The sequence below is a fragment of the Streptomyces sp. NPDC047853 genome (genome assembly GCF_043204535.1).
GTDB lineage: Bacteria > Actinomycetota > Actinomycetes > Streptomycetales > Streptomycetaceae > Streptomyces.
This window is the reverse complement of the sequence record NZ_JBIDCI010000002.1, coordinates 1-15,764: the sequence shown is the minus strand read 5'-3', so window position 1 is coordinate 15,764 and position 15,764 is coordinate 1. Positions and strand designations below refer to the sequence as shown.

14 protein-coding genes are annotated in these 15,764 nt (G+C 73.7%); 11 read left to right on the top strand and 3 right to left on the bottom strand.

The features are described from left to right. The first annotated feature begins 229 nt into the window (after positions 1 to 229). Entirely contained in the window at positions 230 to 1,981 is a 1,752-nt protein-coding gene (locus ACGF5T_RS04015; RefSeq protein WP_366768916.1) for a hypothetical protein, read from the top strand. 8 nt (positions 1,982 to 1,989) lie between these two features. Here ACGF5T_RS04015 and ACGF5T_RS04010 read toward each other — a convergent pair whose 3' ends face one another. Continuing rightward, positions 1,990 to 2,802: a hypothetical protein gene (locus ACGF5T_RS04010; RefSeq protein WP_366768910.1), complete on the bottom strand. Its 813-nt coding sequence runs from the start codon at positions 2,800 to 2,802 to the stop codon at positions 1,990 to 1,992. Between the two features lie 71 nt (positions 2,803 to 2,873). On the opposite strand from ACGF5T_RS04010, the gene ACGF5T_RS04005 reads away from it, so the two are divergent. The 4 genes from ACGF5T_RS04005 (at position 2,874) to ilvD (ending at position 7,376) form a co-directional block, all read left to right on the top strand. Then, entirely contained in the window at positions 2,874 to 3,806 is a 933-nt protein-coding gene (locus tag ACGF5T_RS04005) for a Ppx/GppA phosphatase family protein (RefSeq protein ID WP_356612593.1), read from the top strand. 116 nt (positions 3,807 to 3,922) lie between these two features. Then, on the top strand, positions 3,923 to 4,780 hold the full coding sequence (locus tag ACGF5T_RS04000; RefSeq protein WP_356612591.1) for a sugar phosphate isomerase/epimerase: 858 nt from the start codon (positions 3,923 to 3,925) through the stop codon (positions 4,778 to 4,780). After that, on the top strand, positions 4,777 to 5,388 hold the full coding sequence (locus ACGF5T_RS03995; protein WP_356612589.1) for a TetR family transcriptional regulator: 612 nt from the start codon (positions 4,777 to 4,779) through the stop codon (positions 5,386 to 5,388). The genes ACGF5T_RS04000 and ACGF5T_RS03995 overlap by 4 nt, the downstream gene beginning before the upstream one ends. Before the next feature lie 134 nt (positions 5,389 to 5,522). After that, a complete protein-coding gene (gene ilvD / locus ACGF5T_RS03990) occupies positions 5,523 to 7,376 on the top strand; it encodes a dihydroxy-acid dehydratase (RefSeq protein WP_356612588.1) in 1,854 nt (617 codons plus the stop codon). 25 nt (positions 7,377 to 7,401) lie between these two features. On the opposite strand, the gene ACGF5T_RS03985 is transcribed toward ilvD, so the two are convergent. Next, complete coding sequence (locus tag ACGF5T_RS03985) at positions 7,402 to 9,513, bottom strand: serine/threonine-protein kinase (protein ID WP_366768911.1); 2,112 nt, start codon at positions 9,511 to 9,513, stop codon at positions 7,402 to 7,404. Positions 9,514 to 9,695: 182 nt separating this feature from the next. Here ACGF5T_RS03985 and ACGF5T_RS03980 point away from each other — a divergent pair, with 182 nt between their 5' ends. The 6 genes from ACGF5T_RS03980 (at position 9,696) to proC (ending at position 14,109) form a co-directional block, all read left to right on the top strand. Further along, positions 9,696 to 10,013, top strand: a complete 318-nt coding sequence (locus tag ACGF5T_RS03980; RefSeq protein ID WP_356612585.1) for an SH3 domain-containing protein — start codon at positions 9,696 to 9,698, stop codon at positions 10,011 to 10,013. 43 nt (positions 10,014 to 10,056) lie between these two features. Further along, positions 10,057 to 10,575 carry an EamA/RhaT family transporter gene (locus tag ACGF5T_RS03975; protein ID WP_366768912.1) on the top strand — a complete coding sequence of 173 codons (519 nt, stop codon included), beginning with the start codon at positions 10,057 to 10,059 and terminating at the stop codon, positions 10,573 to 10,575. Between the two features lie 121 nt (positions 10,576 to 10,696). Beyond that, a complete protein-coding gene (locus tag ACGF5T_RS03970) occupies positions 10,697 to 11,527 on the top strand; it encodes a class I SAM-dependent methyltransferase (protein ID WP_366768913.1) in 831 nt (276 codons plus the stop codon). Between the two features lie 32 nt (positions 11,528 to 11,559). Beyond that, positions 11,560 to 12,372 (top strand): ABC transporter ATP-binding protein, encoded by an 813-nt coding sequence (locus ACGF5T_RS03965; RefSeq protein ID WP_392886796.1) that lies wholly within the window; start codon positions 11,560 to 11,562, stop codon positions 12,370 to 12,372. Beyond that, positions 12,369 to 13,178 carry an ABC transporter permease gene (locus ACGF5T_RS03960; protein ID WP_366768914.1) on the top strand — a complete coding sequence of 270 codons (810 nt, stop codon included), beginning with the start codon at positions 12,369 to 12,371 and terminating at the stop codon, positions 13,176 to 13,178. The genes ACGF5T_RS03965 and ACGF5T_RS03960 overlap by 4 nt, the downstream gene beginning before the upstream one ends. 118 nt (positions 13,179 to 13,296) lie before the next feature. Next, positions 13,297 to 14,109: a pyrroline-5-carboxylate reductase gene (gene proC, locus ACGF5T_RS03955; RefSeq protein ID WP_356612577.1), complete on the top strand. Its 813-nt coding sequence runs from the start codon at positions 13,297 to 13,299 to the stop codon at positions 14,107 to 14,109. Between the two features lie 71 nt (positions 14,110 to 14,180). Here proC and trpS read toward each other — a convergent pair whose 3' ends face one another. Then, positions 14,181 to 15,191 carry a tryptophan--tRNA ligase gene (gene trpS, locus ACGF5T_RS03950; RefSeq protein WP_366768915.1) on the bottom strand — a complete coding sequence of 337 codons (1,011 nt, stop codon included), beginning with the start codon at positions 15,189 to 15,191 and terminating at the stop codon, positions 14,181 to 14,183. Positions 15,192 to 15,764: the final 573 nt, after the last annotated feature.

Below are 15,764 nucleotides of genomic sequence, written 5' to 3'. Positions count from 1 at the left end.
ACCGACCTCGCCCCCTCGACCGACCCCGGCCCCTCGACCGACCTCGCCCCCTCGACCGACCTCGCCCCCCCGACCGACCCCGACCGCCCCGATCGGGCCACGTCCGCCCCGAAACGGCCACGGAACACCGGCCTCCTGTCCCCTTATGAGGGATCGTTTCACCCGTACGGATTAAAAGGGGCCCATGCGCCAGTTCGCGCCACCCATGGGCCCCTACGGTCGCCGAGTGATGAGGAGCAGTCCGGAAACCACGACCCGCACGACCGGCGCACACCGGGCGCACCGGGAAGCGCGTGACCGCACCGCGGCGCGCACGCTGGCGCAACGGCCGCCCGCGCGCTACGACGCGTATCTGGACGGCCTGTTCACCTACTGCCTGTCCGTGCTCTGCGACCACGATTCCGCGATCGCCGCCCTGGGCGACGTCCTGGCGCTCGCCGAGCGCCGCGGCCACCGCGGGCCCGGGTCCGCCGACGACCGCAGGGCCTGGCTCTACGCCCTGGCCCGCTGGGCGTGCCTGCGCAAGCTCGCCGAGGCCAAGCAGAAACGTCCGGGCAACCACGCGGCGGGCCGCCCGGACGCCGCCCGGCAGCGCACCGCGCAGCAGCGGCCCGCCTCCCCGCCCCCGCCCGCCGGGGACGACGAGGACCAGCGCCGCCACCGCCGCGAACTCGCCCTCCTCGCCTGGCCGGAGGCCGCCGGCACCACCCCGGAGCAGCGCGAGGCGCTCGAACTCGCCGTGCGCCACCATCTCGCCGCCCACGAGGTCGCCGCCGTCCTCGGCATGGACCTGGCGGCCACCCGCGAACTGCTCGCCGCGGCCGCCTGCGAGGTCGAGCGCACCAGCGCCGCGCTGGCCGTCGTCCAGACCGGCACCTGCGCGGGCGTGGCCCGCCTCACCGGCGACAACCAGTACGTCCTGAGCGCCGCCCTGCGCCGCGAGCTGGTCCGGCACGTCGACGACTGCCCGCGCTGCCGCCGTACCGCGGAGCGCGCGGTCCCCGGCCGCTGGCCCGGCACCAGCGTGACGCCCGCCGAGCTGCCCGTCCTGGAGGCACCCCGCGCGGCGCTGCACATGGCCATGACGCACCTCCCGCGCGCGGGAGGCACCGCACCCCGTTTCGACCGGCGCGGCTTCCCGATGGACCCCAAGGACCGCGCGGCCCGGCGGGACCGCCTGCGCGCCCGTGCCGTCACCACCACCGTCGTCGCCACCGTCGTCGCGGCCCCGGTGCTCGCCCTGTGGGCGGCCTACCGCGGCACCCCGGTCGTCGAGGGCGAGGACGGCCGCTCGTCCAGCGCCAGCGAGGGGCACAGCCCCGGCGGCCGGGACGGCGCGTCCGCGGGCGGCGCCTACGGCTACGAGAACACCGGCAACACGCGCACCACCCCCGGCACCCGCTTCGGCAGGAACGGCAAGGCCGACGTCTCCGTGGAGGTCGTCAGCGTCTCCGGCGCCGGCGCGAAGGGGGCCGGGCACCTCGACGTGACGGCCGGCCACGACGGCGACACGACCCTGATCACCCTCACCGCGACCGGCGACGCCCCCGTGGCCTGGTCCGCGTCCACCGGCGCGTCCTGGCTCTACCTGAGCCAGTCCTCGGGCACCCTGCGCCCCGGCGAGTCACGCACCGTCAAGGTGTACGTCGACCACCTGCGCGAGCCCTCCGGTCACTGGAGCGCACGGGTGGCCGTCTCACCGGCCGGCGCCGTCGTCTCCATCAACGGGTACGGCACGGCGCCCGCCCCCTCCCGTCCGAACCCGCGGCCCAGCACGCCCGACCACTCCCCGCCCCCGACCGACCCGGGCCCGGACCCCTCACCGTCCACCTCGGCGCCGCCGGACCCCTCGCCCACCGACGACCCACCGCCGACCTCGGCCGACCCCGACCCGACACCCACCGACGACCCGTCGCCCACCGGCGGCACGGGCGGTTCGTCACCGCCGCCCGGCGACGGCCCGAGCCGCTCCGCCTCGTAGCGGCGCGCTCAGCGGACCGGGTCGGCGGGGTGCGGGGCCACCAGCGGCAGCTGCGAGGCGAGCCGCTGCTCGCACAGCTCGACCAGCCGGTCGTAGCCCGCCTTGCCCATCAACTCGGTCAGCTCCGGCCGGTACGAGACGTACACCGGGTCGCCCGCGCCGTGCGCCGAGGTCGCCGAGGTGCACCACCAGTGCAGGTCGTGGCCGCCGGGGCCCCAGCCGCGGCGGTCGTACTCACCGATGGACACCTGGAGCACGCGCGTGTCGTCGGGCCGGTCGATCCACTCGTAGGTCCGCCGGACCGGAAGCTGCCAGCACACGTCGGGCTTGGTCTCCAGCGGCTCCCGCCCCTCCTTCAGGGCCAGGATGTGCAGCGAGCAGCCCGCGCCGCCGGCGAAGCCGGGCCGGTTCTGGAAGATGCACGAGCCCTGGAAGGGCCGGGTCTGGCGGGAGCCCTCGTCGTCCTCGGAGATCCAGCCGCCCCGCGTGCCCTCGGCATGGTGCTGCCAGACGTCCGGCGTGAGCCTCGCCACGTGCTCGGCGACCCGCTTCTCGTCGTCCTCGTCGGAGAAGTGGGCGCCCAGCGAGCAGCACCCGTCGTCCGCGCGGCCCGCCTGGATGCCCTGGCAGCCGCTGCCGAAGATGCAGTTCCAGCGAGAGGTCAGCCATGTCAGATCGCAGCGGAAGACCTGCTCGTCGTCCGCCGGGTCCGGAAACTCCACCCACGCGCGCGCGAAGTCGAGCCCCTGCTCGTCGCCCGTTTCACGCTTCTTGTCCTTCTTGGCCGACTTTTCGTCCTTCGCCTTTTTCGTCTTTGGCACGGTTCCAGGGTAAGTCGCCGGCGCCGGATGACGGCACCACCGCACTCCTCGCTGGCAGTAGCGTTCCGTACATGAGACTCGGTGTCCTGGACGTGGGTTCGAACACGGTGCATCTGCTGGTGGTGGACGCGCACCCGGGCGCGCGCCCGCTGCCCGCCCACTCGCACAAGGCGGATCTGCGCCTCGCCCAGCTCCTCGACGAGGACGGCGCGATCGGTGCCGACGGCGTCGACCGGCTGGTCGCGGTCGTCCGCGAGGCGCTCCAGGCCGCCGAGGACAAGGGCGTCGAGGATCTCCTGCCGTTCGCCACCTCCGCCGTGCGCGAGGCGACCAACGCCGACGACGTCCTCGCGCGCGTGCGGGAGGAGACCGGCGTCGAGCTGACGGTCCTCAGCGGCGCCGAGGAGGCCCGGCTCACCTTCCTCGCCGTGCGCCGCTGGTTCGGCTGGTCCGCGGGCAAGCTGTTGGTCCTCGACATCGGCGGCGGCTCCTTGGAGGTCGCCTACGGCATCGACGAGGAGCCCGACACCGCCGTGTCGCTGCCGCTCGGCGCGGGCCGGCTGACCGCCGCCTGGCTGCCGGGGGACCCGCCCGACGCGGACGACGTCAGGAGACTGCGCCGCCACGTCCGTACGGAGATCGCCCGCACGGTCGGCGACTTCAGCCGCTTCGGCGCCCCGGACCACGTGGTCGCCACCTCCAAGACCTTCCGGCAGCTCGCCCGGATCGCCGGCGCCGCCCGCTCCGCCGAGGGCCTCTACGTGCAGCGCGAGCTGAAGCGGGCCTCCCTGGAGGCGTGGGTGCCCCGCCTGGCCGCCATGACCAGTGCCGAACGCGCCGAGCTGCCGGGCGTCTCCGAGGGCCGCGCGGGCCAGCTCCTCGCCGGTGCCCTGGTCGCCGAGGCCGCGATGGACCTCTTCCGCGTGGAGAACCTGGAGATCTGCCCCTGGGCCCTGAGGGAGGGCGTGATCCTGCGCAGACTCGATCACATGGGGCCGGTGTAGCCACCCCTGGGCGCATCCTGGGGCGCGCCCTGGGACGCAGGAGACCGTATGGGACTCGCCACAACGGCGAACGGCCGCCCCGCGGGCACCCGACCGCACCCCGTAACCTGGCCCTCGTGGCAGAACCAAGGGACGTAGTCCGCATCCCGGACGCGAAGGTCGCCCTGTCGACGGCTTCCGTCTACCCGGAGTCGACGGCGACGGCCTTCGAGATCGCCGCACGCCTCGGGTACGACGGCGTCGAAGTCATGGTGTGGACCGATCCGGTCAGCCAGGACCTCGACGCGCTGCGCAGACTCAGCGACTACCACCACATGCCGATCCTGGCCGTGCACGCCCCCTGCCTGCTCATCACGCAGCGGGTCTGGTCCACCGACCCCTGGGTCAAGCTGCAGCGCGCCCGCGCCGCCGCGGAGAAGCTCGGGGCGGACACCGTCGTCGTCCACCCGCCGTTCCGCTGGCAGCGCCAGTACTCCCGGGACTTCGTCAACGGCATCTGGCGGATGGCGAACGAGACCGACGTGCGGTTCGCCGTCGAGAACATGTACCCCTGGCGCTACCGCGACCGCGAGATGCAGGCGTACGCCCCCGACTGGGACGTGACGAAGGACGACTACCGCCACTTCACGATCGACCTGAGCCACGCCGCGACCTCCCGGAGCGACGCGCTGGACATGCTCGACCGCATGGGCGACCGCCTGGGCCATCTCCACCTCGCCGACGGCAGGGGCTCCGCCAAGGACGAGCACCTCGTCCCCGGCCGCGGCAACCAGCCCTGCGCCGAGGTGCTGGAACGCGTCGCCCGCTCCGGCTTCGACGGCCATGTCGTCATCGAGGTCAACACCCGTCGCGCGATGTCCAGCGCCGAACGTGAGGCCGATCTCGCCGAGGCGCTGGCCTTCACCCGCCACCACCTGGCCTCGGCGGGCCCCGCGGACGCGCCGGCGGACCCGGCGAAGGCGCACCGGCGATGAGCGCCCCGGCCGGAGGCACCCGGCGCCGGGGCCGCCCCCCGCGCACGGAGTCCGCCGGCACCCGCGACCGCATCCTCACCGCGGCCCGCGAGGAGTTCTCCGAGCGCGGCTACGAGAAGACGTCCGTACGCGGCATCGCCAAGGCCGCCGGCGTCGACCCGGCGCTGGTGCACCACTACTTCGGCACCAAGGAGCAGGTCTTCGAGGCGGCGATCGAGGTCGCCTTCGCCCCCGTCCGCGGGGCCTCGGGGGCGGTCGCCGACGGACCCGCCGACGGGGTCGGCGAGCGGCTCACCCGCTTCTTCTTCGGCCTCTGGGAGGACCCGGCCACCCGCACCCCGCTGCTGGCCATCGTCCGCTCCGCCTTCGACAACGAGACCGCCGCCGCCGTCTTCCGCCGGCTGGTCGCCGCGCAGCTGCTGCGCCGTGTCGCCGCCCAGCTGGACGGGCCGGACGCGGAGCTGCGCACCGAGCTGGCGGCCGCCCAGCTGGTCGGGTGCGCGGTGCTCCGGTACGTGATCAAGGCGGAGCCGCTGGCCTCGGCCGACCCGGAGCAGCTCGTCGCCCGCCTGGCACCGGTCGTACAGGGCCACCTCACCGGCCCCTGAGCGCGCCCCGCGGTGCCGCACGGCGAGACGCGCGTCCCGCATTCCGGACACCCTGTCCCGAGTCCTGGATGACCGGCGTACGCTCGACGGCAGTCATTACTCTCCCAACGAGCCCACGAGCGAGGCGAGCGACGATGCCCGAGCTGAGGTCCCGCACAGTCACCCACGGCCGCAACATGGCGGGCGCCCGCGCCCTGATGCGCGCCTCCGGTGTACCCGGCGCGGACATCGGCCGGAAGCCGATCATCGCCGTCGCCAACAGCTTCACGGAGTTCGTGCCGGGCCACACCCACCTCGCGCCGGTCGGCCGGATCGTCAGCGAGGCGGTCGTCGCGGCCGGCGGCATCCCGCGCGAGTTCAACACGATCGCCGTCGACGACGGCATCGCCATGGGCCACGGCGGCATGCTCTACTCCCTGCCCTCCCGCGACCTGATCGCGGACAGCGTGGAGTACATGGTCGAGGCGCACTGCGCCGACGCCCTGATCTGCATCTCCAACTGCGACAAGATCACCCCGGGCATGCTCAACGCGGCGCTCCGCCTGAACATCCCCACGGTCTTCGTCTCCGGCGGCCCCATGGAGTCCGGCCGCGCCACCCTGGTCGACGGCACGGTCCGCACCCTGGACCTGGTCGACGCGATGTCGGAGGCGGTCAACGACAAGATCTCCGACGAGGACATCCTCCGCATCGAGGAGAACGCCTGTCCCACCTGCGGCTCCTGTTCCGGCATGTTCACCGCCAACTCGATGAACTGCCTCACCGAGGCCATCGGCCTCTCCCTGCCGGGCAACGGCTCGGTCCTGGCCACCCACACCGCCCGCAAGGCGCTCTACGAGAACGCCGCCCGCACGGTGCTGGACCTGACCCGCCGCTACTACGAGCAGGACGACGACTCGGTCCTGCCCCGCAACATCGCCACCCCCGCGGCCTTCGGGAACGCCATGGCGCTGGACATCGCGATGGGCGGCTCCACCAACACGATCCTGCACCTGCTGGCCGCCGCCCAGGAGGCGGAGGTCCCCTTCGGTCTCCCCGAGATGGACGCCCTCTCGCGCCGCGTCCCGTGCCTCGCCAAGGTCGCCCCCAACGTCGCCAAGGACCGCACGTACTACATGGAGGACGTGCACCGCGCCGGCGGCATCCCCGCCCTCCTCGGCGAACTGCACCGCGCCGGCCTGCTCGACGAGGACGTCCACTCCGTCCACAGCCCCTCGCTGGCCGACTGGCTGAAGACCTGGGACGTCCGGGGCGGTTCCCCCGCCCCCGAGGCCGTCGAGCTGTGGCACGCGGCCCCCGGCTGCAAGCGCTCCGCCGAGGCCTTCTCCCAGTCCGAGCGCTGGGACTCCCTCGACCAGGACGCCGAGGGCGGCTGCATCCGCTCCGTCGAGCACGCCTACTCCAGGGACGGTGGCCTCGCGGTCCTGCGTGGCAACCTCGCCGCCGACGGCTGCGTGGTGAAGACGGCCGGCGTCGACGAGTCCATCTGGACCTTCGAGGGCCCGGCGGTCGTCTGCGAGTCGCAGGAGGAGGCCGTCCAGAAGATCCTCACCCAGCAGGTCAAGGAGGGCGACGTCGTCGTCATCCGCTACGAGGGCCCCAAGGGCGGCCCCGGCATGCAGGAGATGCTCTACCCGACCTCGTACCTGAAGGGCCGCGGCCTCGGGAAGACCTGCGCCCTGGTCACCGACGGCCGCTTCTCCGGCGGCACCTCGGGCCTGTCCATCGGCCACGCCTCGCCCGAGGCGGCCGCGGGCGGCACCATCGCCCTCGTCGAGGACGGCGACCGGGTCCGCATCGACATCCCGAACCGCTCCATCGAACTGCTCGTCGACGACGCCGAACTGGCCCGCCGCGACCAGGCCCTGGGCGGCAGGTACGCCCCGAGGAACCGCGACCGCAAGGTCTCCGCGGCCCTGAAGGCGTACGCCGCGATGGCGACCAGCGCCGACAAGGGCGCGGTGCGCGACGTGAGCAAGCTGGGCTGACCGCCCGGTCCGCCGCCCGGCGGGGTCACCAGGCGGCCGGGTCCCGTCCCGCCACGCCGAAGACGGTCCCGTCGGGCGCCCCGGCGTACACGTGCCCGCCCGCGAGCAGCGGCTCGGGCAGCGTCGCGGGCACCCGGTCCGACTCGGCGCCGAACCGGGACCGGGTCTGCCCGAGGAGCCTGCCCTCGCGGGCGTCGACGCCCAGCAGCCGTCCGTCGGGAACGGTCATGTACACGTGCCGGCCGTCGGAGACGGGCACCGAGCCACGGCTCACCCCCGTCTCCAGCCGCCACCTCTGTCTCCCCGCCGCCATGTCGACGGCGACCAGGGAGCCGCCCGCGCCCGCGAGGTGGACGGTGTCCCCGTGGACGCCGATCGCCGCCTGCTCGACCGGCACCGGCAGGTCCGCCCGGCGGGTCTCCCCGGTGGCGGGCGTGTAGCGGACCACGGCCTTCACGTCCCCGTGGGTCGCCGCTTCGGGGACGAGGTACACGGACCCGCCCGAGGCCCCCACCAGGGCCAGCGCACCCTCCAGCTCCGCGTCCCACCGCACGTCCCCGCTGGCCGGGTCCACCGCGGTGACCCGGGTCCGGTTCCCGTCCGCGGTCTCGCCGGTCGCGTACGCCGCCGGGCGCCGCTCCCCGGCGAACGAGGTGAAGTACGGCACGGACTGCCCCGGAATCCGCCCCGACCACCGGGTCCGCCCCGAGGCGCTGTCCACGCCGGTGACCATCCCGTCGGCGCGGGTGAGGAGGAGCATGTCGCCGACGACCCGCAGGCCGTCGTACGCGGGCATCTCCTCCCGCCACGCCGGCTCACCCGTGGCCGGGTCGAGCGCCTCCAGGGGGCCGAGCAGCCCGACGTCGGGCTGCACGAGCCCGCCCGAGAGGACCGGCGGCTGGCTCCGCACGGCCTCCTCGACGGGGTGCCGCCACAGCGTGCTCCCGTCGGCCGGATCGACCGCGAACACCGTCCCGGGCTGCGCGCACAGCAGACGCGGCGCCGCGTACGAGCACAGGGGCGTGCCGCCCTCCCGCGAGCCGGGCACCGCCTCCCACGCGCCGAACCCACCCGGTGCGCTCCGGGCGGCGGGCGTCCGGTGCGCCGGCTTTGCGTCGCCGAACACCTGGACCGAGACGAGCCCACCGGTCACGGCGAGGCAGAGCGCCCCGGCCACCAGCGCCGCCCGCTTCCCGAGCCGCCGCGCGGCCGGTGCTGCGGGAGCCTCCGCCTCCGCGGCCCCGGTCGTCTCCGGGGCCGGCGCCTCCTCCGCCCGCCGGCCCGGCACGAACACCTGGGTGTCGTAGGCCGCCGCCACCGACCGCAGCTCCCGCATCAGCTCGTCCGGCGTGGGCCGGTCCTCGGGCTCCTTGGCCAGACACCGCAGCACCAACGGCGCGAGCGACTCGGACACGCCGGTCAGGTCGGGCTCGTCGTGCACGACCTGGTAGGCGACGACGTAGGGGCTGTCGGAGTCGAACGGCCCGCGTCCGGTCGCCGCGTGCACCATGAGCGACCCGAGGGCGAAGACGTCGGCGGCGGGACCGACCTCGCGGGGCCGCCGGAACTGCTCGGGCGCCATGAACGGGGGAGTCCCGATCAGCTTGCCCGTCTCGGTGCGCAGTTCGCTGTCCTTCGGCCGGGAGATGCCGAAGTCGATGACCTTGGGCCCGTCCTCGGCGAGCAGCACGTTGCTCGGCTTCAGGTCCCGGTGCACCACCCCGACCCGGTGGATGTCACGCAACGCCTCGGCGAGCCCCGCCATCAGCCGGCGCAACTGGTCCTCGTCCATGGGACCGTTCCGCTTCACCTGCTCCGAGAGGGTCGGACCGGGGATGTAGAGGGTGGCCATCCAGGGCCGTGCGGCGTCCGGATCGGCATCGACGACCGGCGCCGTGAAGGCCCCGCTCACCTGCCGCGCCGCGGCGACCTCCTGCCGGAAACGGCCCCTGAACTCGGGATCCTTGGCGTACGGCGCATGCACGATCTTCACCGCGACGCGCATCCCGGAGGTGCTGCGCGCCAGATGCACGACGCCCATGCCGCCCGAACCCAGACAGGACTCCAGACGGTAGTGACCGGCGTACTGCGGAAGTTCCGCTTCCGTGCTCGCCCCGGCGTTCCGCTGCGGCGCCATGGGACCACCCCCGTGCTGTTCGTCCGCGCGCGCGACGCTCGGAGCCTAGTCGATGGTTCGTACGGGACCGAGGCGGCTTGCTAGCCTCCGCGTGCGAGTTGCGAACGGGAGTTTCGTGGCTTGTTCCTGGGGAATCAACGTGGCCCCACGAGACTCGTGGGGCTCAACGGGGGGAGCATCACATGGCAGTTGACCGCGTACAGGAAGCCGCGGCCGAGACGGCGACCACGGTCGCGGGGGTCGCCGCGGTCGTCCGGTACTACTCGGTGGCCCCGGGGGTCCGCCTCAACGTCCGCAGCGGCCCCGGCACCGGCTACGGCACGGTGCGGGTCCTGCCCGAGGGCGCCCAGATCCCCATCTACTGCCAGCGGCCGGGCACGACGGTGGCCGGCCCGTACGGCACGAGCAAGATCTGGGACAACATCGGCAGCGGCCAGTACGTCTCGGACGCCTACGTGCAGACCGGCAGCGACGGCTACGTCGCCCCGCGCTGCGCCTGATCCCACCCGGAGCCCGCAGCACATCCGGCGCCATAATCGAACCGTGAGCGCAGAGAACGGTACGCACGGCACCCCGGACACCCCCGCGGGCTCCTCCCTCCCCGCCGGCCCCCGCCCCGAACCCATCCGGTTCTACGGCACGACGTGGGTGCACCACGACCACGGCTACCCCGCGCGCCGGGCGGGCCTGGCCGTCGGCTCCCTCGCCGCGGCGGTCGCCGCCTGCGTCGTCCTGCGCGTCGCCTACGACGGCCTCCGGATCGCCGACGTCGGCAGCGCCGTCTCGCTGCTGATGGTCGTGATGTTCGCGGTCTGCAGCGCCCTGGCCTTCCGGCACACCTGGTCCACCTTCACCAGCCGCCCCGACCCCGACCGCCAGGCCTCCCTCCGCGGCCTGCTGGCCATCGGCTTCGTCGGCTCCCTCCTCGCCTACTTCCTCCGCACCTTCACCGAGGCCCCGGGCGAGAAACTCCACCGCGCCGAGTACGAGAAGGCCCGCGAGGAGTACGAGAAGCGCACCACCCGCCGCTCGGGCAACCCGTCCAGGAAACGCCGCCGCTGACCTGTCGGCCCCCGGCGCCTCGCAGCACCCCGCACGCCCCACGGCTCAACCCCCGGCACCCGCCCCCGCCCCGCCCCCCGGCACCCCCTCCACGCCCCCCGTCCGGCCCCACCATGGCCGTATGACGACACCCGGCACCACCTCGAACACCACCCCACCCCCCGCCGGAACCCCCCGCGCCCCCGAGGTCACCCGCGCCACCCGGGCCCACTCCTTCAACGCGGCCGCCGCCCAGTACGCGGCCAACCGCCCCTCCTACCCGCCCGCCCTCCTCGACGCGGTGGAGGAACTCGCCGGCCGCCCCCTGGCCGGCTCCCGCGTGGTGGACGTCGGCGCCGGCACGGGCATCGCCACCGCCCTCCTGCACGCGCGCGGCGCCGACGTGATCGCCGTCGAGCCCGGCGCCGGCATGGCCGCGGAGTTCCGGCGCACCCTCCCCGACGTCCCCGTCCTCCGGGGCAGCGGCAACGCCCTCCCGCTCGCCGACCACAGCGCCGACCTCCTCACGTACGCCCAGGCCTGGCACTGGACCGACCCCGACCGGGCCGTGCCGGAGGCGTTGCGCGTGCTGCGTCCCGGCGGCGCGCTGGCCCTGTGGTGGAACACGGCGGCCCTCGACGTGCCGTGGATCGCGGCGGCGGCCGTCCGTGTCGACCGCCACTTCGGCCTCGCACTCTCCGCCCAGCAACGCGACGTCGGCGCCCGCACCGCGGACCCGGCCGGCCTCCTCGACTTCGTCCACCGCACCGCCCGCTGGAGCCGCCGCGTCCCGCTCGACACCCACCTGGCCAACCTCGGCAGCCGCTCGGTCTTCCTGACGGACGGCGAGGACCGCGGCGCCGCCTTCCTCGCCGAGGAGCGCCGGCACCTCCTGGCCGACTTCCCGGACGGCGTCGTCGAGGAGACGTACGACGTCCGCCTCCTGCTCGCCAGGGCCCCCGCGACCGCTTGACGGCATCCGGGCGGGAGAGCATTATTCATCACATGATGAATTACGCCTCCCGCCCTCCCGACCCCCCACGCCCGGCCCCCACCGCGCCCGCCGTCCGCGCCGAGGCCCTCACCGTCGTCCGCGGCCCCCGCACCGTCCTGCGCTCCCTCGACTTCACGGTTCCGCCGGGCCGGATCACCGGCCTCCTCGGCCCCTCCGGCTGCGGCAAGTCGACCCTGATGCGCGCGATCGCCGGCACCCAGGCGAAGGTCACCGGCACCCTGGACGTCCTCGGCCGCCCGGCCGGCCACCCGGGCCTGCGCACCCGCATCGGCTACGTCACCCAGGCCCCCTCGGTCTTCGACGACCTGACCGTCCGCCAGAACCTGGACTACTTCGCCGCGATACTCGACCCCGGCCGCGCCGCCGCCGACCGCCGGCGCGAGCACGTCACCCGGGCCGTCGCCGACGTCGACCTCACCACCCACGCCGACGCCCTGGCCGGCAACCTCTCCGGCGGCCAGCGCAGCCGCGTCTCCCTCGCCGTCGCCCTCCTCGGCACCCCCGAGCTGCTGGTCCTCGACGAACCGACCGTCGGCCTCGACCCCGTCCTGCGCCGCGACCTGTGGGCCCTCTTCCACTCCATCGCCGCAGACCGCGGCGCCACCCTCCTCGTCTCCTCCCACGTCATGGACGAGGCCGAGCGCTGCGACCGCCTCCTGCTGATGCGCGAGGGCCGGGTCCTCGCCGAGGACACCCCCGACGCCCTGCGCACCCGCACCGCCGCCGAGACGGTCGAGGAGGCCTTCCTCCACCTCGTCGACGAGGCGACCGAGGCAGCCCGCGCGAAGGAGACCACCCGATGACCACGCGGACGACCACGCCGACCACGCCGACGAAGCCGACGGCCGTGCCCCCCGCCCCCACCCGCCCCCTGAGCCCCGCCCGCACCGCGGCCACCGCGACCCGCGTCGTGCGCCAGCTGGCCCACGACCCCCGCACGATCGCCCTGCTGCTCCTGATCCCCTGCGTGATGCTGTTCCTGCTGCGCTACGTCTTCGACGGCAGCCCGCGCACCTTCGACAACATCGGCGCCTCGCTGCTCGGGATCTTCCCGCTGATCACGATGTTCCTGGTCACCTCGATCGCGACCCTGCGCGAGCGCACCTCCGGCACCCTCGAACGCCTCCTGGCCATGCCGCTGGGCAAGGCCGACCTCATCGCGGGCTACGCCCTCGCCTTCGGAGCCCTCGCCATCGTCCAGTCGGCCCTCGCGACCGGCCTGGCGGTCTGGTTCCTGGGCCTCGACGTCACCGGCAGCCCCTGGCTCCTCCTCCTGGTCGCCCTGCTGGACGCCCTCCTGGGCACCGCGCTCGGCCTCTTCGTCTCGGCCTTCGCGGCCTCCGAGTTCCAGGCGGTCCAGTTCATGCCGGCCGTGATCTTCCCCCAGCTCCTCCTGTGCGGCCTCTTCACCCCGCGCGACGACATGCACCCGGCGCTGGAGGCCGTCTCCGACGTCCTGCCCATGTCCTACGCGGTCGACGGCATGAACGAGGTCCTGCGCCACACCGACATGACGGCCGCCTTCGTACGGGACGCCCTGGTCGTGGCGGGCTGCGCCCTCCTCGTCCTCGCCCTGGGCGCCGCCACCCTCAAACGCCGCACGGCGTAGGCGGCATCCGCCCCACCGGCATCCCGCCCACCGGACGCCCCGGCTCCACGCCTCCCCGGGATGCGAGGATGGCGACGGACGACGCACCCGCACAGGGCACCCGGAGGGCACCGAAAACATGACCCAGAAAGTCGCAGTCCTCGGCACCGGCAAGATCGGTGAAGCCCTGCTCAGCGGAATGATCGGAGCCGGCTGGGCACCCGCCGACCTCCTGGTCACGGCCCGCCGCCGGGAACGGGCCGAGGAACTCCGCACCCGCCACGGAGTCACCCCCGTCACCAACGCCGAGGCCGCGAAGTCCGCCGACACCCTCATCCTCACGGTCAAGCCGCAGGACATGGGCACCCTCCTCGACGAGCTGGCGCCGCACGTCCCCGCCGACCGCCTGGTCATCAGCGGCGCGGCCGGCATCCCGACCTCCTTCTTCGAGGAGCGCCTCGCCCCCGGCACCCCGGTCGTCCGCGTCATGACGAACACCCCGGCCCTCGTCGACGAGGCCATGTCCGTCATCTCCGCCGGCACCCACGCCACCGCCGGCCACCTGGCCCACACCGAGGAGATCTTCGGCGCCGTCGGCAAGACCCTCCGCGTCCCCGAGTCCCAGCAGGACGCCTGCACCGCCCTCTCCGGCTCCGGCCCGGCGTACTTCTTCTACCTGGTCGAAGCGATGACCGACGCCGGCATCCTCCTCGGCCTGCCCCGCGACAAGGCCCACGACCTGATCGTCCAGTCCGCGATCGGCGCCGCGACCATGCTCCGCGACAGCGGCGAGCACCCGGTGAGGCTCCGCGAGAACGTGACGTCCCCCGCCGGCACCACGATCAACGCCATCCGCGAACTGGAGAACCACGGCGTCAGGGCCGCCCTGATCGCGGCCCTGGAGGCCGCCCGCGACCGCAGCCGCGAACTGGCCTCCGGCACCAAGGACTGACACCTGCGGGCACGCCCCCGGGCCACCGCCGCGGGGGAGCACCCGCGGCGGCCGGGTCCCAGCCAGCGGGGCTACCGATCCCCGCCCACCGGTGGCAACAGTCCGATCGCCCGGTAGGCGGCGTCCACGGTGGGCCGGGCCATGGCCCGGGCCTTCTCCGCGCCCTCCCGCAGCACCCGCTCCACATGCCCGGGATCGGCGCACAACTCCTTGTGCCGGTCCTGCACGGGCCGCAACACCTCGACCACCGCCTCCGCGGTGTCCTTCTTCAACGCCCCGTACGAGTCGTACGCGCCCGCCAGTGCCGCCGGCTCCCCGCCCGTGCAGGCGGCGAGGATCTCCAGCAGGTTCGCGAGCCCGGGCCGCTCCGCCGGGTCGTACACGACGTCCCGCCCGCTGTCGGTCACGGCCCGCGCGACCTTCCTGCGCACCACGTCCGGCTCGTCCAGCAGATAGACGATCCCGGGCCCGACGTCGTCGCTCTTCCCCATCTTCGAGGTCGGCTCCTGCAGATTCATCACCCGGGCCGCCACCGCCGGATTAGTGGCCCGCGGCACCACGAACGTGTGCCCGTACCGCTGGTTGAACCGCACCGCGAGATCCCGCGCCAGCTCCACGTGCTGCGTCTGGTCATTTCCGACCGGCACGTCGTCCGTCCCGTACGCCAGGATGTCGGCCGCCATCAGCACGGGATACGTCAGCAGCGACAGCCGCACACTCCCGCCCCGCTCCCGTTCCCGCGCGGCCTTCTCCTTGTACTGGATCATCCGCCGCATCTCCCCGTCCGTGGCGACGCACTCCAGTACGTACGACAGCCGCGCGTGCTCGTCGACGTGGCTCTGTACGAACACGGTGCACAGGTCGGGGTCCAGCCCCGCCGCCAGCAGCAAGGACGCGGCCTGTCGGCTCAGTCTCCGCACCCGCGCGGGGTCGTGGTCCACGGTCAGCGCGTGCAGGTCGACGACGCAGAACAGGGCGTCCGACCGATGCTGGTCCTCCGCGGCCCACTGCCGCATGGCCCCCAGATAGTTCCCCAGCGTCAGGTGCCCGGTCGGCTTGACCCCACTGAAGACCCTTGTCATCCCTCTACCTCCTGGTCAGGACCGCCGCCACCGTCGGCCGCCCCTCCCGGAGGGAGATACGAGAACGGCCGCCGAAGCGGCGGCCGTTGAGTGCACACGTACGTACGGCCGCCGTCAGGCGGCCCACCAGAGCTGGGTACACGTACGCGTCGTCACGCGTCCCACACTACGCCCGCGCAGGCCCCCGGGCCCGGGGTTTGACACACCGGTGCCGCGCTCGTAGTGTTCTCCGAGTTGTCCGACGTGAGCGCCGACCCCGGTCGGTCCCCGGACAGCGATTCCGCAAGTACCCACCACTCTTCGACGAACAGTCGCATTGTCGGCGTCGTTGACGTGTGCGTGTGTATTTACGGAATGAGGAATCCACGTTCGAAAGGACGCGACCCCCGATTAGCTCGGGGGCCGGGAATCCGCTAGAGTCTCACCTCGTTGAAACGGCCCAACAGCCGCGGAGACACCCCCTTCTGACGGGGAATCGGAGCCCGAAAGGATCTGATAGAGTCGGAACCGCCGGAAAGGGAAACGCGAAAGCGGGAACCTGGAAAGCACCGAGGAAATCGGGTCGGAAAGATC

Excerpts from the sequence above, each read along its gene's own strand:
- ACGF5T_RS03965 (WP_392886796.1), top strand. The coding sequence starts at position 11,560 with ATGATGAATTACGCCTCCCGCCCTCCCGACCCCCCACGCCCGGCCCCC.
- ilvD (WP_356612588.1), top strand. The coding sequence starts at position 5,523 with ATGCCCGAGCTGAGGTCCCGCACAGTCACCCACGGCCGCAACATGGCG.
- trpS (WP_366768915.1), bottom strand. The coding sequence starts at position 15,191 with ATGACAAGGGTCTTCAGTGGGGTCAAGCCGACCGGGCACCTGACGCTG.
- ACGF5T_RS03995 (WP_356612589.1), top strand. The coding sequence starts at position 4,777 with ATGAGCGCCCCGGCCGGAGGCACCCGGCGCCGGGGCCGCCCCCCGCGC.
- ACGF5T_RS03985 (WP_366768911.1), bottom strand. The coding sequence starts at position 9,513 with ATGGCGCCGCAGCGGAACGCCGGGGCGAGCACGGAAGCGGAACTTCCG.
- ACGF5T_RS03970 (WP_366768913.1), top strand. The coding sequence starts at position 10,697 with ATGACGACACCCGGCACCACCTCGAACACCACCCCACCCCCCGCCGGA.
- ACGF5T_RS04015 (WP_366768916.1), top strand. The coding sequence starts at position 230 with ATGAGGAGCAGTCCGGAAACCACGACCCGCACGACCGGCGCACACCGG.
- ACGF5T_RS03960 (WP_366768914.1), top strand. The coding sequence starts at position 12,369 with ATGACCACGCGGACGACCACGCCGACCACGCCGACGAAGCCGACGGCC.
- ACGF5T_RS04005 (WP_356612593.1), top strand. The coding sequence starts at position 2,874 with ATGAGACTCGGTGTCCTGGACGTGGGTTCGAACACGGTGCATCTGCTG.
- proC (WP_356612577.1), top strand. The coding sequence starts at position 13,297 with ATGACCCAGAAAGTCGCAGTCCTCGGCACCGGCAAGATCGGTGAAGCC.
- ACGF5T_RS03980 (WP_356612585.1), top strand. The coding sequence starts at position 9,696 with ATGGCAGTTGACCGCGTACAGGAAGCCGCGGCCGAGACGGCGACCACG.